Below are 20332 nucleotides of genomic sequence, written 5' to 3'. Positions count from 1 at the left end.
CTGATTAGGCTCACCATCTTGCTTCTTCAAATGGCAGACACTATGCTAAGAATAGTTGAGTTGACGGGAGAGGAGAGTAGACACCTATGGAAATGACGTATTTAAGGACATTTCGCGAAGTGGCGAAGTGCGGAAGCTTCACGCGGGCCGCGGAAACGCTAGGCTATGCCCAGTCAAGCATCACGGCCCAAATTCAGAAGCTCGAGGAATCCTATGGGGCTGTTCTATTGGAACGTTTCGGACGGACTATGAAATTGACGATGGCTGGAGAAGCACTCTTGCAATACGCCAATGAGATCTATAGGTTGCACGAAGAGTCGAAGGAAGTCGTATCCCAGCAATCTAAAGGGACGCTTACTATCGGGACGATTGAGACGTTAGCGGCCTTCTACTTGCCACCGTATCTACAGGCGTATCGTCGCGATTACCCAGACGTCAACATTGTCATTCAACCGGGGAATGAACCCTTCATTATTGAATCGGTGAAAGAAGGCGTTCTGGATATCGGGATCATTCTCGACCCTCCATTTACGGATCCAGAGCTGGACAGCAGCATTTTGAGAGAAGAACCACTTGTCATCATTGCAAGTCCTGATCATAAATTAGCTGGACAAAGCGAAGTCCATGTGGAAGATCTAGAGAACGAATCCTTGATCCTGACTGAGGATGGCTGTACGTACAGAGCGATGCTGCTTAAGGTGTTGAAAGGAAATCAAGTGAGCTACAAGTTATCTTACGAATTCGGTAATCTGGAAGCGATCAAGCAGTGCGTAACCTACGGACTTGGTATTGCGCTGTTGCCCCGAATAACGGTTGCTGAGGAAATACGCAAAGGCCAGCTTGTTGCGATTCCTTTTGTTCATCCGGCGTGTAAGTTCTATACACAATTGATTATCGCTAAGAAAAAATGGAAATCGAAAGCCTACCTAGGTTTTTTAGAGCTGCTCGGCGGCGCTAACTATCGAAATGATTGAAGTAAAGTATCGATAACTATCGATAACTCCAGTGTATGAGGCTGTGTTACAGTAACATCAAGAAATCGAAACCCACTGGAGGTAACGCAAATGACCATTCAAACAACCAAATCTCTCGTTCTTGAGGCGCCAGCTGCATCACCGGAGCATACGCACCAGCATTATATGAATAAGCTTTCGGTGGAAACGGACGTTGCGGATGTACGTTACGACATGCAGCATGGCTACAATGACTTCCTGCTTATCGATGTTCGCAGCGCAAAAGCATATGCAGAATGCCATATTCCCGGTGCGATTAACCTTCCATCCAACCAGATCAGCATCGAAACGACGGCTTCCTTTTCCAAAGAGCAAACGATCGTCGTCTATTGCTGGGGACCAGCTTGCAATGGCGGAACGAAAGGTGCAGCTCGTCTCTCGGGTCTCGGATTCAAGGTGAAAGAGATGCTAGGAGGGATTGAGTACTGGAGGAAGGAAGGGAATGAGGTAGAAGGAACGCTTGGCCAATCAGCCCCTTTAATCGGGTAAATATAGGTAAATGAAAAAGCATCCAAGGATTGGGATGCTTTTTATTTGCGCAGATCAGCGTTCTTAGGCGTCGGCATCGCAATGAGTAAAGTAATTTCAAATAGTCAATAACTCCAGACGCAGGTATGATATTACAAGAAGCATTTCGTAGTAGGGGGGGAGATCAGGGAATGGTTGAAGGCAGCGAATGGGTTCAAGCGTATATGCATTCTCCGGAAAAACAGCAGCAGCTCTACCGCAAAACCTTACTCACAGTAATCATCGCTCAACTATTCGGCGGAGCAGGGCTCGCCGCAGGTGTGACGGTCGGAGCGCTGCTTGCGCAAGATATGCTAGGTACGGATAGCTTAGCTGGCATCCCTGCCGCGTTGTTGACGTTAGGCGCTGCTTCGTCCGCATGGATTGTTGGACGATTGTCGGGGCGTTACGGTCGGAGGGTAGGCTTAACAACCGGTTTCCTCGCCGGAGGAGTAGGGGCAATGGGCGTCGTATTCGCAGCTATTGCGAATAGCCTTCCACTTCTGTTCCTATCGATGCTGATATACGGCGCAGGAACATCGACGAATCTCCAAGCGCGTTATGCGGGAACCGACTTAGCTGGGCCTAAGCAGCGGGCAAGAGCGATCAGCTTAGCCATGGTATTCACGACGTTTGGTGCAGTCGCAGGGCCGAACTTAGTCGGAGTGATGGGGCGATTCGCGACATCCGTCGGCGCGCCCGCGCTGGCAGGGCCATTTATGCTAGCCGCTACGGCTTTTGTGCTGGCGGGCTTGGTGTTGTGGATTCGGCTCCGTCCAGATCCTTATATTGTGGCTAAAGCAATAGCCGAAGCGCAGGCAAGTAATCCAACGTCAGGGCAGGTTTCCGCGAATCCTTCATCGTTAGCTGGGCGTAACCGAGGAATTCTCATCGGGACCACGGTGATGGTGTTAACGCAGATTGTCATGGTAGCGATCATGACGATGACGCCGATTCATATGAAGCATCATGGACATGGGTTAGATGCAGTCGGTATGGTAATTGGCATCCATGTCGCAGCGATGTTCTTGCCTTCCTTGGTGACAGGTATACTTGTGGACAAAATAGGGCGTATCTTTATGTCCTGTGCATCGGGGGTTACTCTGCTATTGGCCGGACTGCTTGCCGCATGGGCGCCAGCGGATTCGATGTTCTGGCTCATTGTCGCGCTGGCATTGCTCGGGCTGGGCTGGAATTTCGGTTTGATCAGCGGTACCGCGCAGATTATTGACGCAACATCACCCGCAACACGTGCGAAGACGCAGGGAACTGTCGATGTCTTAGTCTCGTTGGCGGGAGCATCAGGCGGAGCTTTGTCAGGCATGGTTGTCGCGCATTCAAGCTTTGCTTTGCTGTCCTTGGCGGGAGGGTTTCTGTCCCTGTTGCTGATCCCCGTAGTGATCTGGTCGCGTAGAGGGAGTGGGAGTGGCCGCGGGGCTTAAGCAACGATTTCCTCAGTTATAGCATAACCCACCTGCGGTGCGGCACTTGGTGCAAACTGTTGATGGGTTTTTTCGTTGCGAATAAAGGCGACTAAACTTGGCGAGGCTGAGGGTAGCATTCTAAAGGATAAGGGGATTAGCGAATGAAATATGAACTAGGTCGATGCTTACTACAAGAACGCTTGGATGAGCATGGAATGAGTAGGGAAGAACTAGCGCGAGCCTTGCTCTATAAACCGGAGCGAATCGTTGACTATATGGAAAACAAGAGAGTCATGCCCTTACAAGTAGCTGTTTCCGTTGCAGCTACTATTGGTTGTCAGGCGAGCGACTTGTATGAGTGGATTGTGGTTGGTTCTGGCCCTGCGTAGAACAAGCTGAACCATTTTTTTTGTGTTTTAAGTAAAAATCCCACCCTCCGAAAAAGGAGAGTGGGATCTTTTTATTTGTTTTTATGAAGATGAGTTCGTAAAAATAATTTCAAAATCAGGCACGACTGAATTATCGCTGCTGTATCTCAGTTTCTCAGTTGCATCGGCTATGTACGTGAGAACGACAGGGAATGTTGATGTGTGTCCATATGTGAAATCGTACACATTGGTAGAATATCCCGTACCTTGCATAGCTAGGTAACCGTTCTGGTTACATGCGGTTACAGAGTAGAACAAGCTTCCAGTTATGTTTTGGTCAAATACAAGGCGGTGATGTTACAACATGCATGCCATTAATAATTCGGCGGATTGAACCTTCTGTGAGTACATTGCCATGTGCAACGTAGGCCAATTCCAAATTAGTTATTAGATCTTCAAAATCATCCGTGCCTAGTAAAGCGTGGCGGCCTCATTCAAAGTGGCTTTTACATCTTATAGATCAAGCTCCACGACGCCAGTGGAGACAGAGGTTAGGATTGCGGTATCGTATCGGGCAATAATCTGACGTTCGTTAGTTGTACTTGGTTATTGTTAGAATAACTATCTTTTTGAATTGTTTTCTCCGATTGGCTAATAAAGTGAATTGGCCGGTTTGGAAGATTAAGATTACCATAGGAATAGATATTTTCAGCTACATAAATGGTTGAAACATTGGGATTAGCAAGTGCATTTCCTAAACTTTCAGCACTGTTTACAAACGCAGTAAGATTTTCAACCCCATCAGAGAGGAAGTAGTTTTGTTGGGACACTCTATTAATGAATCCTGTATAACCACCTAGGCTACTCACCTTAATTGTACCTACGAAGCTGCGAAGTGCTGATTGAAGCTTCGTTTCGTCATTTCCAACATCGGAATACATATCTATTCCACTCCACCCCACATTTGGAAAAGGATTGAATGAAATTGAAAAATAAGGAGCAGATAGCTTGGTGTTGGAATTGGTAGCATAGACACCTGCGAGCCTTATATCTCGGTTGAAAACGAGTGGTTCTGTTAGATGTATATCATTGAGCAATAAAATATAAGGAACGCTAGTATCAGCGAATGCCGCTAGTAGCTGGGTTTCGTTCGTTACAGCTACACCTTGTTGTAAGTAAAGATACTTATAATTTTGACCCCTATTAACAGTGAACGGCGGGATCGGATATAAAATGTAGCCCGTTTTTTCAATAGTAAGAGTATAACTTGTATTTGCAGGGATATATGTAAAGTTGAATGTACCTTCAGCATTAGACATGACTGTTTGCACGTAACTACTACCAATTGCCTGCAGAGTGACATTCACATTAGATAACACGGGGTTGTTATTGGTCGCATCGCTTGCTCGAACAACTCCTGTTATTGTTCCTACGGGTAGAAACTCAAGTGTACCGATACTGTTAAGATTGGGAGTAACCGTAATCGCAGTTAGCGGAAGTTTTGGCTGATAGTCTGCAATAGCGATCTCTTGAATCGTATATCCTACAGGAAGATTATAAAATGTAAATTGACCGCTTTCGTTTACATAAGCTGTGTAGCTAGTCCCTGGAATTGTAGCTTGTGTATACGATATGATCTCACCGGTAGTGGATCTGGCGTAGCCCTGAACATTAGCTGTTTGATGCGTGAGGCTCACCGAGACGGGCGGGGTCCCTGCTTGCAGGACAGTCACGGATATGTCTTGCCCGTTATAGTTTTCAGCTGAAATCTGAAGAGTATGACTACCTACTGGAAGGTTATTAATTATAAAATTACCAGATGCATCTGTGTATACCGTTGTTTCGGTTCCTTTAACACGGATTTGTACGGATGCTAAACTGCCGCCAGTAGTAGAAGTGATGCTGCCTGAAATAGAACCTTTGAGTACGACGGTAGGAGAAAGCCGGATTGTTCCTGCATCATATACATTTTCAAAAACGGTGATACCCGGGATATGTATAGGTTGGAAACCTTCCTTTACTATATGTAGTTCAGTTATCCCCAAGGGTAAGTTGGGCAGGGTAAATGCCCCGTTATTATCTGTCGGGGTTGAATAAGTGGTACCAGTGACACTAACCAAAGCATCACTTAGCGGCTGATCATTGGAAGACTTCACCACACCTCGAATACTTCCCGTCAGTTGCGGACTAACTGCTTTTGCAAGATATATGATTGATAGCGTGGTTAGGTTGTCTTTCGTTATGTTAAAGGCTTGTGTAATTGGTGTGTAGGTGTCCATCGATACGGTGAGGCTTTGATTGCCAGTGGGCACATGGCTTAAGAAGAAATAGCCGCTTGCGTTTGAATACACAGTCATAGGAGTGGTGAGGTTATCGACTGAAACAAGTGCCGCCGCCAATGCGTGTTGGTCAGGTCCGTACACATAGCCAGAAACGGAACCGTAGGTAGGGATTTTTCTCAAAATCAAATTGTTTAAGTTGCGAGTGTCCCCACCCCCTAAATTAAAAACCTCTGAAGCAATCGGGGCGTAACCTTCCTTCATGACCTCAACCCTCGTTTGATAGGTAAGAGGGACATCGTTGAATTGGTATTGACCTGATGCATTTGTTTGCATGACCATGCCGGTCCCATCTAGCTTGATCTCAGCGCCATTAACCGCGGCTCCGTTCTCATCCGTGACGAAACCAGTAACTGTTCCTAGGACAGCCTTTTGATTATAGGGCTGAATTTGGTCTAATAAGTTCCGAACATCGGCTTGATCAAATATATTTTCCCCTGTAATCGTACGCATTGCTTGTGGATCTTGAATGGCTTTCACCACATCCTCAATATCAACACCTTTATTGTCTTGATCGAGTTTATAGCTGGCGAGTACCGATGTCGGCAACGTGCTAGACAGTAAACAAATACTTATAAAAATCTTTAACTTTCTCATATGTACATCTCTCCTACAGAAATCTGTTCCAGACCCATTTTCATAGTTCTTTAGATACACAAATCGTATCATAATTCGGGGAGTTTTTGTTGGTTTTTGGCGATTTTTATTAGAAACTAATGGGGAGTTGCCCCTCAATAGACTATGAGTACCAGTAATAACAAAAAGGGCTAAGAATCACCCAAATGGTGACTCTTAGCCCTTTCAATATTTACACCGTAACAGGCATCAGCTGCTCATGTTCATCGTCATTTCTTTCCGTCTTTTTACGAGACAGGAAGTAAACACTTGTTAGGATCAAGGAAGCTACCAGGTAGATACTCAAGTAGCCCACTTGGTGCCACATGTCAGCGTACTGACCACTGGAAATGACATACCGGAATCCTTGAATCGCATACGTCATAGGCAGCCAAGGATGTAAGGCTTGAGCCCAATTCGGCAGCAACTCCAGCGGATAGGTCCCCGCACTTGAAGCTAATTGAAGGATCATCAGCAGCAGAACAACGAATCGCCCTGGTTGATCCAGCCATGTGACGAACATTTGGATGATCAGCATGAAGGTTAAGCCGACGACGAAGGTAAAGACATAGAACAACGGAATGCTCTGCACCTTCAAATCTAACACATAGGTGAGAACGGTCGTTGCAATCAAAGCTTGGAAAATACTCATTAAACTAAATGTAAGAAGCTTGCTTACCAGTAATCGAAGCCCCCGTGCGCCTGGTGTGGATGTGCTTCTGGCAGCATAGATGGTCGTGAACACCAGCGAACCTGCAAATAGCGCCATGGAAATGAAGTAAGGAGCAATGCCGTTCGCGTAGATTGCAACCTTGCGGTCATCATTGGCTGTAATTTTCACGGGCTCTGCCAGCATTTTAATCGTATTGTCATCCGCTTTGACGGCTGCGGTTTGCTTTGCGGCATCGTTCAATTTCGCAGCCAGTTGTCCGCTGCCATCCACTAATTTCGGTGCACCAGCGTCAAGCGCAGTCGCTCCTTCATTTAGCTGCGCCGCGCCGCTGGCTACTTTGTGGATACCCGTGGTCATTTGCGTCATGCCGCTGGCCAGATCTCCAGCTCCAGTGCTGACTTGCGCCGCGCCGCTTTGCAGCTTGGTACCACCAGCGGATAGCTGTGGCAAGTTCGAATTGAAGGTGTGCAAGCCATCAGCCAATTGCTGCCCACCTGTTTGCAGTTGCGTTGCGCCGGCAACGAGTTGCTTGTTGCCGTCACGGAGCTTCTCGGCTCCCGTGACTAGCTTTTCCGTGCCAGAAGCAACAGACTGCCCTCCTGTGAGAAGCTTCTTCTGTGCGTCATGCAGCTTCTTGTTTCCTTCTGCGACATCCTTGCTGGCTGCAAGGAGCTTGGTTACTGTTGCATCCGAGGCGAGATCAGGATGCCCCGCGACGAATGCCTCAAGACCGGAGGCGAGCTGTGCGGAGCCGTCTTCCAGTTTATCACTAGCGCTTAGGGCTGACGTAAGACCCTCTACTAATTGTGTGCTTCCTTTGGAGGAGGAGGTTAGGCCAGAGGCCAATTGATCGGCTCCTGTTTGGGTGGCTTGTAGCCCCGAAACTAAGGAAGATGCGCCTGCTGCTGATTTTTGAGCACCTTGTTCCAGCTGTGCGCCTGCGTTTTGCAATTGGTTTACTCCGCTCGATAGTGCCGCGGCGCCTTTGCTAACTTCCAATGCGCCTGCGCTTAGGCTTCCGGCCCCTTTTTGCAACAAGCCAGCATTGTCATCCAATTGCTTGGTGCCATCCGCAAGAATAACCAAATTCGTTTTTACCTCATGAATCCCGTCACTTAAGGTTTGTGCGCCAGCCTGAAGATCGGAGGCACCTTTTCCTGCTTCGCTGAGCCCATTCGAAATGGTTTCGAATTCGGAGAGAATACTCGTTGAATAAGCTTCTGTCAGCGTTTTGGATAATTTATTTTTTAACTCCTTCGTTGCACTTTCTCCGATTTGACCTGCTACAAAGTTGTAATAACTGTTGGATTCGAAAATAATTTCTGCCTGCTTCGGTGTCGTGCTTGTAATCGATGCGGCATCTTTTGAAAAGGTAGGGGGAACCGTGATAGTGGCATAATAATGGTTATTTCTCATCCCCTGTGCAGCTTCTTCTGCACTCATAAACCCCCACGAAAAGCTGTTGTTTTCCTTCAGCTCATCGATAAACTCATTGCCTACATTTCGTGATTCGCCTTCAAAATCAGCGCCCTGATCCAAATTGACGACGGCAATAGGCAGTTTCTCCAGTTGGCCGTAGGGGTCCCAAGTTCCTTTAAGCAAGAATCCACTATATAAAATAGGAACTAAGGCGACAGCTACGAAAGTAATGATCATCATAGGGTTCCTAATAAAGCGGCGAAATTCAGCTGCAAATACGTTAAAAATGTTTTTTTTCAATTGCAATGCTCCTTTACTTGTGACAATCGTCGTTAATGATGTTCCCTTTTTCCAATCAATTATTCGAAAGATGTAAGATTCCATCTAGGGTGACTCGGCAAGGTGAATAGGATTACTGTATAATACCACTGACAAATGATAAAATATATTTAAGTTTAATTTATTATTATTAACAAATAATTAAGGATGAGTGACATTGAATATTATACAGCTCCAGTATTTCGTTGATTCGGCGGAGTCGGGCTCGTTTACAGAAACGGCCAAAAAGCACGGGATTACCGTCCCTGCCGTCAGTCAATCCATCAGTCAGCTAGAGAATGAATTAGAAGCTACCCTGTTTACCCGTTCCAAAAAAGGAATTGCTCTTACACAGGATGGGTTTAAAGCTATGCAATATGCCCGTACCATACTGACCAACGTCCGAAATATGAGAAATGAGCTCTCCAAGTCCAATCCTATCAACACGGGCAATATCGTAATCGCCACCATACCTGGCATGGTTTCATTGGTAACGGATACCACGATTACCTTTATGGGGATCTATCCTCATATTAATGTTCAACTTTTGGAGGGCGATAATACAGCGGTTATGAATCAGATTATGAAAGGGGAAGCGGATATGGGGTTCGTCTCCTTGTCGCGCGAGAGTCAGGATGATTCCTTCACATGGGAGCCTGTGATTCGCGGGGAAGCGGTCATTGTGGTGAATAAGCAATCACCTTTGCGGTTTTTAACTGCTATAACGGGCTCCGACTTACATAATGAAGTGTTAGTTATTTATAAAGATGCTTATATTGAGCGGATTGCGGCGGAGTTGATTTCCGGGGATTCGGGCAACCGGATTGCGCTAACGACCAATAACACCCAAGCCATCATGCAAATGGTTACCCGCGGTAATGCCATCACCATCGCGACGGATTACATCGTGACTACGATGCCAGAAAAATTCAAGAATGAGGTCGTTTCGATACCGATTGGAAAATATAAAAAATACCCGAACTATCTCTGGCGAATTACGAAGAAGGATGTTGAAGTGTCTGCGATCATTAAGGAGTATACGCAGCATTTGTATGCGAATTTGGAGTGAGTGGTTAGCCCCCAAAAGTAATAACCACATTTCCTTTCTTACGCCCTGTTTCCACATACTTATGTGCCTCAGCCATCTGTTCCAATGGATAGCGTCTATCAATCACGGCTTTCATCTGCCCCGTATCAAAAAGCTCTGCGAGAAACGCGAGATTCTCTTTCTTTTGCTGTAAGCCTGAAGCTGTGAACTTGGCTTTTTTGCTGCCGACCTTGGATGTCCATAGCATTTGAAGCATAATGCTTAGCGATGGAACGGTGGAGAGATAGACCCCATTTGCAGATAGTGAACCTTTACATTGTGAAAATGAACGCTTGCCGATCGCATCGAAAATAACATCGTAAGTCCTGCCGCTTTTGGTGAAATCCTCTCGGGTATAATCAATGACCTGATCAGCCCCCAGAGATTTAACTAATGCGGCATTCGTGGAACTGCACACCCCCGTCACCTCTGCTCCGAAGTACTTCGCCAGTTGTACCGCATAAGCCCCCACGGATCCGGAAGCGCCGTTGATCAATATCTTGTGTCCCCGTTGAAGTCGTGCTGTATCACGGAGGAATATCAATGCCGTTAAGCCGCCGTCACAGAGGCCAGCAGCCTCTTCATAGCTCGCATGGGCTGGAAGGATCGCTAGTGTGCCAGCTTCTGGCAGACAGACGTACTCCGCATAGGCCCCGAAAGTAGTCGGACTTATTCCAGAAACACGGTCGCCAGCCCTGAAGGACGTGACACTTTTACCCACTGCGTCAATTTCACCAGCGAACTCCACGCCTAATATCGTGTGTTTTGGCCTACGCAGACCATACATGAATCGGATGATAAAAGGGTCAGCCTTGCGAAAAGCACAATCCGAAGGTGTGACAATAGCGGCGTGCAGTTTAATCCGTACTTCATTGTCCTTAGGTTCTGGTTTTTCGACCTTTTTGAGTTGAAGCACCTCAGGTGACCCGTAGGTGGTACATACAATCGCTCTCATTGGTATCCCTCCTGGTTGGATTGTTGTTAGTCGATCTCACACCTGCTCATCCTCGATAAAGAAAACATCTTCCAACGATAATTTGAAAACACGTGCAATTCGAAATGCCAATTCCAATGAAGGGGAGTATTTGCCCTGTTCCAGGGCGACGATGGTTTGTCTGGTTACCCCGACTTTATCTGCCAACTGCTGTTGTGTCATTTCATCCTGATTAAAACGTAACTTCCGTATGTGATTGCTGATCAGACTTTTGCCCATCTTAAACTCCTTTCCGATAATGGTAGAGCTGTGTGAATACACCAGCCATTTCTGACAAGAATCCTGAGAAGATAAGAACGATGAACATCGTGGTAGGCGTCATATCCAGCACCAGCGCTCCCATGGCTAGCAGAAAGCCAAACGTAAAGACATAGTGCGAATTTCTTGTAGCTTTCAAATCAATTAATTTGTCGAGTTCATCGGAGAAGGAGGGTTCTACTTCCTTGGTCATTATGCGATAGATGATATTGAAGACAATAGCAATAATGATTTTGGCTACAATGGACACGGGAATTAAGATGAGAATGGCAGCCGCCCAAAAGCGGAGAGTTTCTGTCGTGTCCATACTCGTATCCTGAACCTTTTGAAAAACATACCAACAATAGAAACCAAAAATGAACACCGTGCTAATAAATGAGACGATATGCTTTTTCTCTTGATAGGACATCTCTTTCATGCCTCCTGTATGTTAATTTTTACCTTTAGTAAAATATTCTATACATAACGTAACTTATACTATACATGAAGTCAACTGTACAATACACCAATTAATTAAAAATGTCGTGAACACAAACATGATATAATCAGCCTAGAATGAAACAGGTCAAAGGGGATAGCCATGAGTGTAATTCGTTTGGAGAACGTTACGAAGAAATATGAGGACGCGATGATTTTTCGCGATATTTATTTTAAGGTAAGTCAAGGTGAGCGAATTGGTTTAATTGGACGGAATGGTGCTGGGAAATCGACGGTTTTTAGACTGATCATGGGAAAAGAAGAGCCCACGTCAGGCAAAGTAGAAGTGGATCCTCAGGTTAAAATAGGGTACTTCTCGCAATTTTCGGAAATGACCGGAAGCTTGTCCGTTCAGCAAGAATTGGAAATGTGTTTTGAGCAGGTTGCGCTGATTGAACGGGAGTTGCAAGAAGTTGGAGAGAAGCTCGGTACCGTCACGGATGACGGCGAGATGGATAAGCTGTTGACAAGGCAAGCTGAGCTATTTGAGCAAATGGAGCATTTGGACGGGTGGAACGTGTCCGTTGAGATTAACACGGTTCTAACGAAGCTTGGATTTAATGAGCGGTCGCGTCATCAGCCTGTCTATGAATTGTCCGGCGGCTGGAGAAACCGTGCGGCGCTTGCCAAAATGCTCATAGAGCAACCAGATGTTGTCCTGCTGGACGAGCCGACCAATTACTTGGATATCGAAGGGATAGCTTGGTTGGAGCAGTGGCTGTATCGGTTCAAAGGCGCGATGATTCTGATTTCCCATGATCGGGAATTTATCGACAAAGTGGTCACCCAAGTGATTGAGATCGAGAACTATCGCTTTCAGGAATACGAGGGGAATTACACCGACTATATCCGCAAAAAGAAAATGCGCAAAAAGGAGCTCGACCGCCAATTTGAGTGGGAAGAAGAGCTGCTCCTCATGGAGTCGGAGGCTATTGATAGCCGCGCCAGCAAGAAAATGTCCAAGGACCGTCTCTCGCGTCAGTTAGCAGATAACAAAAAACGGATCGAACCGCACCCTGTCAACGTACTGATCACGGATATTTATGAGCTGCTGCGGTTTCCGGACAAGCTGTGCGAGGTGAAAGGTATCGGTCAGACATACGAGGATCGGACCATCTTTCAGAACGTCAGTTTCGATATTCAAAAAGAAGACCGCCTAGTCATTGTAGGCCCGAACGGAAGCGGGAAATCCACGCTCATTAAGGCGCTTACGGGACAGGAGAAGCCGGAGTCCGGCGAGGTGATCTGGGAGAAAGGCGTCAGCTACGCATATTTTAACCGGATGTGGGAGGAGCTTAATCCGAAGGATACCGTTAGCCATGCGGTGAATACGTACGGCCTCGGATTGGATGCGCCGCGGAAAAAGGTGAACAAGTTCCTCGCCATGCTGCAGTTTTCAGAGATGGACCTTAGCAAGTTTATTGGCAACCTATCCGGTGGTCAGAAGGCTCGGGTAGCACTAGCGAAATGTCTTCTCTCCGGTGCCGCAGTCATCATCTTGGATGAGCCGACGAATCACCTAGATCTCATGAGTATTCAAGTCATGGAGCAGGCGTTGATTCATTTCCCTGGTGCGGTCATTACGGTAAGTCACGATCGGTTCTTTATTGATAAAATCGGCACGAAAATGCTGACGTTTGACCCTGCGACGGGGGTCACTGAGCAGAATTTATAGGGAGGAGAGGTTGGTATGGAACAGTTTACAGTTGTCCAAAGTATTTGGATTCAGGCTTCGTTGCAACGCGCATGGAAAGCGGTGACGGAAGGCGAGCAGCTTACGGAGTGGTACTCGCCAGGCTCACCATGGGACGTCCTGGAGCTTTCGCCGGGGGCTGAGGTTTACTTTCACCATTTACCGAATGAGTCCCACGCGGGGACGGAGGTTGTTACCTTGCGAGCCATCATCGAGGAAGTTGAACCTCAGCAACGCTTCGCGTTGCGTTGGGAGTTTAGTGTACCAGATTCGGAGATGATCACGACATTTCTCACTGTGGAGGAAGGTGACGGCACACGTGTGACGATCACGGAGACGGGCTATGAGACCCAAGAGCAGGCAAAGCCGACCGAAGAGGGGTATGTGATGTCGTTGGAGAATTTGAAGGCATACTTGGAGGGGCGCGCGCTGCCTTATTAGAAAGCGTGAGCCTCAGCATCTTGAGCTCGAATAAGCGCTTTTGTTTAATTAACTGGAAAAAGCGCAGTTAATTTCAGGGTTTTCCGTCGAAAACGGAAGAATGGGGAAAATTAACTGTACGTTTTCCATCTATTGCGGATAATTAGCAGTTTGACGTCAAAATAGATGGAGCTTTTCCAGTTAATGAGGTGGCAGAATTAGGTGGCCGCAGCCGCATTTACAGGTCAATTTGTCAATTCCGATAAAACCTATAGGAATTATTTAAAAAATCATTGACAGATATCGCCATGCCATTTAAGATAGGTTTACATTGAGATTCACACATGTCGTATGCATCTCAACAGATATCGAACATGATCTACTGGACAGCCAGAGATTCAACAGGAGCAGATGTAATTGCTCTTCGTTGTGTCTCTTTTTTTTATCTTCTAAACAACCACAAGGAGGGTGACAGCGAAGAAGCAAGTCGGCATGATGGCAATTGCAAGGAATTAAACCTCAAATGGAAAGGGATGTTCAAACATGGCTAACATTGGACTATCAAAATTTAAATTATTGGCAATACTCGCAGCGATTGCTGTACTTATTGTCATCTATGCGGTCACCGTATCCGCTTCGAAGAGCACAGATAATAATGGAACGACTGCTGTTGTGACAACAACGCAAGCTCCATCAGCAACACCGAAAGTGGAGACTCCACCTCAAGCTGCGGTAGCCGCAGTTGCTGAAACTAAGCCGCAAGCAGCTGCAACACCAGCTGTGGAAGTTACACAGACGCAAACTGCTGCTGCAACACCAGCAGTCCCAACTGCGCCTACAACGAATACTACAGCAACCACTGCCGTGAATACGAAAGCACCTGAAGTAAAGACGGCAGCAGTCACCACAGCGGCTGAGCCGAAAAAAGCGGAAGTCGTGGCGAAAGTGGAAGAGCCTAAACCGACGGTTGAACCGGTGAAAAAAGAAGAGCCCAAAGCTGCCGTGGCTGAGAATCCACAGCCTGCTCAAGTGAAGCCAGCAGCTACACCGGCGCCTGCCAAAGCAGCTGCAACTCCTGCGCCTGCTGCTCAAGATGAAGAGAACTGCGACATCGAAGAAGAGGGTTGCTAATTAGAGCAATAAGCTAACGAAACTAACACAGAGGAGAATACCATGACTAAATCATCGACAACTAATAAAGCATTAACGATGCTCCTGGCTGCTACGCTCGTTTTACCTTTTTTACATACGAACCAAGCAAGCGCCGCAGCTTCATCAGCCCCAATCAACAGCACTTATACCAGTTATTTCAACCAAAAATATGATAATCTCGTTGACGATAAGAACGTTTTTAAAACAACAACCTATCATGAACTTGATTATTTACTAGACTCTGAAGGTACATATGTCTTTCTATTCGGCGGTGCTTGGAGTAAAGAAACACAATCCGTTGTCGGATACATAAATGAGGTAGCCCAAGCGAAGGGAATCAAATCCGTCTATAACTTTGATACTCGGTTAGATGGTCACGACCCGGCTACAGATATCGCAGATTCCGCCAACAATCCAATCTCGAGACGTTATGTCGATTTGGTTAATAAGTATTTAACCAATCTTAGCACACAAATCGAAGGTTCGGAGAGTGTTACATACAGCAATGACGTAACGTCAGGCAAAGCGCCTAATCTTGTTACCAAAACCCTGACAGGGACAGCTCAAAAGATTCAAACTCCGTTCCTGTTCGTGTACAACAAAAACAACAAAAATGGCTCTGCCAATGCACCGATTATCTCTTCGGTAGAGGGAATCGACGCACTTTTAACTAATGGTGTTGTGGATCAAGCCAAAGTGGATGCGTATAAAGCGAAGGTCAGTGCGGCATTTGATGCGGTTCCAGCTGACCTGAAAGCAGGCTTGCAAGCCGACCAAAATAATAACAACTATATTGCCTCCTCCTATAATGAATTCGCGGGAGAAACGATCTTTGGCGAAGCGGATAAAGACATCGTGCTTGACCCCGTTACTTATGACGAGCTAAACAGTGTATTGCAAAGCGAAGGGAACTATGTTTTCCTATTCGGATGCTCATGGTGCCCTAATACACGAGCAGTTGCGAAATATGTCAACGAGTATGCGAAGAAATACAATGTAACCAAAGTGTACAACTGGGATACGAAGTTGGACGGGGGCATTGGCGGGACGCCAGATGTGCCTGTAGGAACGGATAGCAGCAATTTCCTTCAAATCAGAGCGACCGGAGCTCCATTTGCTGACCGTTACGTAGATCTAGTTAATACCTACTTAACGAATATCGAAACTCTTTATGCAAAAGCAAGCAATAATGTCAGCTACAAAGATGCAAATGGCGTGGAGCATGTTGCTAACAAGCTGCAAGTCCCTTACTTCTTTATTTACAACAAGGATCATAAAGATGCGCAAGGAAAACCAGCCCCAATTCTTGATCATGTTGAGTTAATGTACACGTGGAAGGATATTCAACCTGACTATGAACTGAATGGTAAAAAAGGTGTCAATTACAACAACTACATTCAGGCGCTAGATCGTGCCTTCTCAGAACTGCAAGGTGCGGCTGAGCAAGCGGCTCCAACAGGACTGACAGGGAAAGCTCCAAAGTCAGACACGAGCAAAGATGGTCAAATCAGCGGTACGTCTACATCTCTTGAGTACAAACGGGCAGAAGACAAAGCTTATGCACCAGTAACAGGCACTTCCCTTACAGGACTTACGCAAGGTACATATTACGTGAGGACTGCAGCTAAAGCTGGCTTCAAGCCAAGTCCAGCTACGATCATTGACTTGAATTTGGAGCAACCGGCAGCACCATCTGGGCTAGGCATTGCAGCAGCAACAACTTCGTTGAGTCTTGATGGAAAAATCACAGGCACAACTGCGCAGTTGGAATATAAACTTTCCGGAACCACCAAATACACGGCAGCCAAAGCTACAGAAACGACAGGATTATCGACAGGTACATATCAAGTTAGATATGCAGCCAAATATGGCTATAACCCAAGTCCAGCAACAGATGTTGTGATCACGTACACCAAATCTGCGTTTGTAGATGTGCCAGAGTCAGCGTGGCACCATCAAGCGATTAACTTCTTAGCAGCCAATAAGATTGCTGGCGGCACGGACGAGACTCATTTCAGTCCGAATGACAAGCTGACAAGAGGACAATTCATTACGCTCCTATTAAAAGCATACGGCATAGCGCCGGAAGAGAACGCGAAAGATAATTTCGCGGATGCAGGTAATACGTACTACACGCCTTATTTGGCGGCTGCTAAACGTCTAAACATTGCCGGTGGTGTTGGTGATAATCAATTCGCACCGAATCAAAGCATCTCTCGTGAAGAGCTGTTCACACTATTACATCGCTCGTTAGGTGTACTGAATAAGCTTCCAAAAGGGAATACAGCAGCTACATTGTCTAGTTTCACGGATGCGGGCCAAATCGCAGGATTCGCGCAAGAAGCATTTAAGTCACTTGTTGAGAGTGGGATCCTAACAGGGGATAACGCTAAGCTTAACCCGCAAAACCTATCCACAAGAGCTGAAGCCGCTCAAGTGTTATACAACTTACTTAAATAAGAGGTGAAATGGGTAGCCGCAAGGCTGCCCATTTTGCCCATTTTGGTTAAAACGATCATGGGAGGAGAACCGATTTGGACTTCATCTTGGCTTTTTCAGCGGGGCTGCTTTCATTCATATCCCCTTGCGTTCTTCCGCTCATTCCAGTGTATTTCAGCTATATTGTAGGCTCGTCCTTAACCGATCTGGTTACAAATAAAGGGAAGAGTCATGTCGTCTATAAATCCTTATTCTTTATATTAGGGTTCTCCCTTGTGTTTATAGGCTTAGGTATTTCCGTAAGCTCGATCAGCAAATTATTTACATCCAATTTATCGATTTTCAGACAGATTGGCGGCGTAGTCATCATCCTATTTGGGCTTCATATGACAGGGATATTTAAGATTAAATTTTTGTATTCTGAAAAAAGACTCCTAACTAGCCGTCCAACTGTGAAAAAAACGGGTCCGTTCCTGGTAGGTATGGCCTTCGCAGTCGGATGGACACCGTGTATCGGTCCGATGTTATCTACGATTCTTATTTACGCTGGCAGTATGGAAACCATCCAAAAGGGAGTCCTTCTGCTCACGGCCTACTCGCTAGGGATGGCGGTGCCTTTTGTGCTTTCGGCCTTTGTAGTCGAACATTTATCCCGATTGTTGAAAAAGGTTTCCAAATACTTGCCCATTTTTTCCGTTGTCAGCGGCGTCATTATGATCTTTATGGGCCTTCTCGTTTTCACGAATCGGATGGAGATGATTAATCAGTCCCTTTCCTTTTTAACGAGCTCATATAGCATTAGTGAAAAAGCAACAGTGGAATCCTCCAGCTTGCAGCCAGCGGCTTCAAATACGGAGAGTGCAGAGGGGGGGACAACACCCAATACGCTATTACTTAGCGCTCAGGAGCGGGAGAATGCGATCGATTTCACAGTAACGGACTTACATGGTCAGCGGGTAACCTTGAGCGATCTGAAAGGCAAGAACGTGTATATTAACTTTTGGGCGACTTGGTGCAAGTGGTGTATTAAAGAAATGCCGGATATGGAAAAGGTTTATCACGAGTTTAAGGATGACAATATCGTCATGCTAGCTATTGATGTTGGCGAAAGTCTGGATAAGGTCAATGCCTATTTGAAAGAACATCCGTATTCCTTCCGTGTGGTGCTTGATCCTGATAAAAAGGTCACGCAAGCGTACAAACTCCGGTCCATTCCGGTTTCCATTTTTGTAGATAAGCAGGGAAGGGTTGCCTACAACCGAGTAGGCACGTTAACGGAAGAGCAGATGAGGACCGTTATTAAGGGACTGCTGGTCGAGTAGGAAATTCGCGAAATAAGAACACTTGATCCCACCTTGTTGTGCGTGTTACAATTTTAGGAAATAGACAAGAAACGGTGGGATTGCACGATGAGAATTCACTTAGAAGGCATCACGATGTTATCAAAGGATGTTGCACGACTAGCACGTTTTTATCGGGAAGTGCTAGGTTTTCGAATTGTGGTGGAAGAAGCGGATTATGTTGAATTCGACAATAGTGGCGTTCGTCTAGCCATTTTCACGACTCCTCTCATGGCGGATAATACGAATGGTCATCCTTCATTTTTGGAAGAGCGCAAAGGGCAAGCCTTTGAGTTTAATTTTCAATGTGACTCACCGGAAGAAGTGAGCGCTCTTTATGAGGAGTACGTCTCCAAAGGGGCTACGGCGATTATGGAGCCAAAGGTGAAGTCATGGGGACACGTAACGGCCTTCTTCGCTGATCCGGATGGGAATATTCATTCACTTTTTGCTGTTAATCCGGAATCAACGTAATGCTACAAAAGCATCAGGATGGTTTCGAATGTAGGCCGCAATGCCTTTATTAGTGATCTCTGCAGCTTCTAGTAAGGCCGCATAGAGCGGTCTGACCTCCGACATCAGTTCGGGATCTTGCTCGAGATCCGTTGTAGAAATATCAAAGTTGTTGGTGATATTTCTCGGGTGATTTCGTTGCCGGAGGAGCGACTCCATACGCTCGACAAGAGGTAAAGTGGAGTTGTCTTCGAAAAAGCGCAGCGAGCTTTGAATACCGGCCCATTTTGCTGGCTGAGCTAGGAAATAGGCACTCCACCAATAGAAATCAGTCTGCGATTTGATGGCATGGGTATGGTAGACGCGGAAGGCGAACAAGGCTTGTTGGCCTGGTGAAAGCTCTTGAAATAGCCCAGAGGTGAAATCTTCACCTCGCGTTTGAATCTCTTTATAAGCTTGGATGATTGGCTGGAAGCAGGCCGCTATAAGTGCTTCGTCGCCTAAAGTATGGAACATGTCTTGCCTCATTTTCACTAGCATAGACGTATCACTCCTTCTCTTTTAGTATACAGGAGGATTATGAGGAAATAACCCCTCTCTAAATCGAAGGGGGTTCATGTGCAACATGCTAATTTAAGCGTTTAAAGGTTTTGAAATTCTGCCAATCCCAGCACGAATGATCATTTCCGCGAAGAGCAAATTCGGCAACCAACAGATCCAAGCAATGACGCCGAACGTATCATTCGTATCCGTAAGTCCCCAGAACACGCCTGCTAACGGCGTCATGATACGAAGGGAAATTGCTGCGCAGGACAGCGCGTAATTTCGCAACATCCATTGACCGTGTGTGCGTGGGTTGCGATCAGCAATTATGCTTTTGAGGCTTTGGTAAAGCGTGTACAACCACATGAGAGATAGTGCCCCAAAGCCGAGCTGAGCACTCCAGCCACCGCTAGTATAATAAGCCATGTAGAGGCCGGTCACACCTGCTGCCGTAATCATCGTTGCATAGGCATAGCCAATCGCGCGATGGACATTCGGTGTTCGGAGGCGAATCCTCTTGATAAATTGCAACCAACCAATGCCGAGCGCAATGCCGCCAGAAACCGCGTGGAACCATAGCACAGTATACCAGAGATCAGGCATGGCACCTTTCTCGGTAACAAAACCTTGATCTTTGATATCATCTGGGTTGCCATACAGTAACAAGGCATAAGCCGCGATCCCAACGGCTAGGAAAGCTAGGATACCAAAAACCCAATTTCGTCGTCTTCTTCGGTTTCTCTTCACTTTGCATCCCTCACAGCTCATCGAATTCTTGTTGATTCGATCTTACCACTCAG

18 protein-coding genes are annotated in these 20332 nt (G+C 46.4%); 11 read left to right on the top strand and 7 right to left on the bottom strand.

Features of this window, described 5'->3' with window-relative positions; translation table 11 throughout:
- The first annotated feature begins 86 nt into the window (after positions 1-86).
- From ACSQ8P_RS33925 to ACSQ8P_RS33910, 4 genes are all read left to right on the top strand, one after another.
- Positions 87-974 (top strand): LysR family transcriptional regulator, encoded by an 888-nt coding sequence (locus ACSQ8P_RS33925; protein ID WP_436239151.1) that lies wholly within the window; start codon positions 87-89, stop codon positions 972-974.
- Positions 975-1064: 90 nt separating this feature from the next.
- Positions 1065-1502 carry a rhodanese-like domain-containing protein gene (locus ACSQ8P_RS33920; RefSeq protein WP_436239150.1) on the top strand — a complete coding sequence of 146 codons (438 nt, stop codon included), beginning with the start codon at positions 1065-1067 and terminating at the stop codon, positions 1500-1502.
- A gap of 170 nt (positions 1503-1672) precedes the next feature.
- The gene (locus ACSQ8P_RS33915) at positions 1673-2962 is read left to right on the top strand and encodes an MFS transporter (protein ID WP_436239149.1); all 1290 of its coding nucleotides are present in this window, start codon (positions 1673-1675) and stop codon (positions 2960-2962) included.
- A 143-nt stretch (positions 2963-3105) separates the two neighbouring features.
- Positions 3106-3333 (top strand): helix-turn-helix domain-containing protein, encoded by a 228-nt coding sequence (locus ACSQ8P_RS33910; protein ID WP_436239148.1) that lies wholly within the window; start codon positions 3106-3108, stop codon positions 3331-3333.
- 530 nt (positions 3334-3863) lie between these two features.
- Here ACSQ8P_RS33910 and ACSQ8P_RS33905 read toward each other — a convergent pair.
- Entirely contained in the window at positions 3864-6248 is a 2385-nt protein-coding gene (locus tag ACSQ8P_RS33905; protein WP_436239147.1) for a beta-sandwich domain-containing protein, read from the bottom strand.
- A gap of 211 nt (positions 6249-6459) precedes the next feature.
- On the bottom strand, positions 6460-8658 hold the full coding sequence (locus ACSQ8P_RS33900) for a YhgE/Pip family protein (protein ID WP_436239146.1): 2199 nt from the start codon (positions 8656-8658) through the stop codon (positions 6460-6462).
- A gap of 196 nt (positions 8659-8854) precedes the next feature.
- Between ACSQ8P_RS33900 and ACSQ8P_RS33895 the strand changes: the two genes are divergently transcribed.
- A complete protein-coding gene (locus ACSQ8P_RS33895; RefSeq protein ID WP_436239145.1) occupies positions 8855-9745 on the top strand; it encodes a LysR family transcriptional regulator in 891 nt (296 codons plus the stop codon).
- Positions 9746-9749: 4 nt separating this feature from the next.
- On the opposite strand, the gene ACSQ8P_RS33890 is transcribed toward ACSQ8P_RS33895, so the two are convergent.
- Genes ACSQ8P_RS33890 through ACSQ8P_RS33880 form a run of 3 tightly spaced genes read right to left on the bottom strand, consistent with a single transcriptional unit; the run spans position 9750 to position 11424 of the window.
- A complete protein-coding gene (locus ACSQ8P_RS33890) occupies positions 9750-10718 on the bottom strand; it encodes an NAD(P)-dependent alcohol dehydrogenase (RefSeq protein ID WP_436239144.1) in 969 nt (322 codons plus the stop codon).
- A 36-nt stretch (positions 10719-10754) separates the two neighbouring features.
- Positions 10755-10976: a helix-turn-helix transcriptional regulator gene (locus ACSQ8P_RS33885; protein WP_436239143.1), complete on the bottom strand. Its 222-nt coding sequence runs from the start codon at positions 10974-10976 to the stop codon at positions 10755-10757.
- A gap of 1 nt (position 10977) precedes the next feature.
- The gene (locus ACSQ8P_RS33880; protein WP_436239142.1) at positions 10978-11424 is read right to left on the bottom strand and encodes a hypothetical protein; all 447 of its coding nucleotides are present in this window, start codon (positions 11422-11424) and stop codon (positions 10978-10980) included.
- A gap of 171 nt (positions 11425-11595) precedes the next feature.
- Here ACSQ8P_RS33880 and ACSQ8P_RS33875 point away from each other — a divergent pair, with 171 nt between their 5' ends.
- The 6 genes from ACSQ8P_RS33875 (at position 11596) to ACSQ8P_RS33850 (ending at position 19010) form a co-directional block, all read left to right on the top strand.
- Entirely contained in the window at positions 11596-13167 is a 1572-nt protein-coding gene (locus ACSQ8P_RS33875; RefSeq protein WP_436239141.1) for an ABC-F family ATP-binding cassette domain-containing protein, read from the top strand.
- Between the two features lie 15 nt (positions 13168-13182).
- Positions 13183-13626: an SRPBCC family protein gene (locus ACSQ8P_RS33870; protein ID WP_436239140.1), complete on the top strand. Its 444-nt coding sequence runs from the start codon at positions 13183-13185 to the stop codon at positions 13624-13626.
- A 522-nt stretch (positions 13627-14148) separates the two neighbouring features.
- Positions 14149-14736, top strand: a complete 588-nt coding sequence (locus tag ACSQ8P_RS33865; protein ID WP_436239139.1) for a hypothetical protein — start codon at positions 14149-14151, stop codon at positions 14734-14736.
- Positions 14737-14778: 42 nt separating this feature from the next.
- The gene (locus ACSQ8P_RS33860) at positions 14779-17217 is read left to right on the top strand and encodes an S-layer homology domain-containing protein (protein ID WP_436239138.1); all 2439 of its coding nucleotides are present in this window, start codon (positions 14779-14781) and stop codon (positions 17215-17217) included.
- A 74-nt stretch (positions 17218-17291) separates the two neighbouring features.
- Positions 17292-18518, top strand: coding sequence for a redoxin domain-containing protein (locus ACSQ8P_RS33855; protein ID WP_436239137.1), 1227 nt, complete (start codon positions 17292-17294; stop codon positions 18516-18518).
- 87 nt (positions 18519-18605) lie between these two features.
- The gene (locus ACSQ8P_RS33850; RefSeq protein WP_436239136.1) at positions 18606-19010 is read left to right on the top strand and encodes a VOC family protein; all 405 of its coding nucleotides are present in this window, start codon (positions 18606-18608) and stop codon (positions 19008-19010) included.
- Here the strand turns inward: ACSQ8P_RS33850 and ACSQ8P_RS33845 are convergent.
- Both ACSQ8P_RS33845 and ACSQ8P_RS33840 read right to left on the bottom strand, forming a co-directional pair.
- A complete protein-coding gene (locus ACSQ8P_RS33845; protein WP_436239135.1) occupies positions 19002-19529 on the bottom strand; it encodes a hypothetical protein in 528 nt (175 codons plus the stop codon). The genes ACSQ8P_RS33850 and ACSQ8P_RS33845 overlap by 9 nt on opposite strands.
- Before the next feature lie 93 nt (positions 19530-19622).
- Positions 19623-20279: a DUF2306 domain-containing protein gene (locus ACSQ8P_RS33840; protein ID WP_436239134.1), complete on the bottom strand. Its 657-nt coding sequence runs from the start codon at positions 20277-20279 to the stop codon at positions 19623-19625.
- Between the last annotated feature and the right edge of the window lie 53 nt (positions 20280-20332).

Origin of the sequence: Paenibacillus sp. LjRoot153 (assembly GCF_964253085.1) — a bacterium.
Lineage (GTDB): Bacteria > Bacillota > Bacilli > Paenibacillales > NBRC-103111 > Paenibacillus_E.
This window is presented reverse-complemented; position numbering and strand designations above follow the sequence as displayed.

Excerpts from the sequence above, each read along its gene's own strand:
- ACSQ8P_RS33925 (WP_436239151.1), top strand. The coding sequence starts at position 87 with ATGGAAATGACGTATTTAAGGACATTTCGCGAAGTGGCGAAGTGCGGA.
- ACSQ8P_RS33890 (WP_436239144.1), bottom strand. The coding sequence starts at position 10,718 with ATGAGAGCGATTGTATGTACCACCTACGGGTCACCTGAGGTGCTTCAA.
- ACSQ8P_RS33885 (WP_436239143.1), bottom strand. The coding sequence starts at position 10,976 with ATGGGCAAAAGTCTGATCAGCAATCACATACGGAAGTTACGTTTTAAT.
- ACSQ8P_RS33875 (WP_436239141.1), top strand. The coding sequence starts at position 11,596 with ATGAGTGTAATTCGTTTGGAGAACGTTACGAAGAAATATGAGGACGCG.
- ACSQ8P_RS33905 (WP_436239147.1), bottom strand. The coding sequence starts at position 6,248 with ATGAGAAAGTTAAAGATTTTTATAAGTATTTGTTTACTGTCTAGCACG.
- ACSQ8P_RS33860 (WP_436239138.1), top strand. The coding sequence starts at position 14,779 with ATGACTAAATCATCGACAACTAATAAAGCATTAACGATGCTCCTGGCT.
- ACSQ8P_RS33850 (WP_436239136.1), top strand. The coding sequence starts at position 18,606 with ATGAGAATTCACTTAGAAGGCATCACGATGTTATCAAAGGATGTTGCA.
- ACSQ8P_RS33880 (WP_436239142.1), bottom strand. The coding sequence starts at position 11,424 with ATGTCCTATCAAGAGAAAAAGCATATCGTCTCATTTATTAGCACGGTG.
- ACSQ8P_RS33845 (WP_436239135.1), bottom strand. The coding sequence starts at position 19,529 with ATGCTAGTGAAAATGAGGCAAGACATGTTCCATACTTTAGGCGACGAA.
- ACSQ8P_RS33915 (WP_436239149.1), top strand. The coding sequence starts at position 1,673 with ATGGTTGAAGGCAGCGAATGGGTTCAAGCGTATATGCATTCTCCGGAA.
- ACSQ8P_RS33870 (WP_436239140.1), top strand. The coding sequence starts at position 13,183 with ATGGAACAGTTTACAGTTGTCCAAAGTATTTGGATTCAGGCTTCGTTG.
- ACSQ8P_RS33865 (WP_436239139.1), top strand. The coding sequence starts at position 14,149 with ATGGCTAACATTGGACTATCAAAATTTAAATTATTGGCAATACTCGCA.
- ACSQ8P_RS33910 (WP_436239148.1), top strand. The coding sequence starts at position 3,106 with ATGAAATATGAACTAGGTCGATGCTTACTACAAGAACGCTTGGATGAG.
- ACSQ8P_RS33920 (WP_436239150.1), top strand. The coding sequence starts at position 1,065 with ATGACCATTCAAACAACCAAATCTCTCGTTCTTGAGGCGCCAGCTGCA.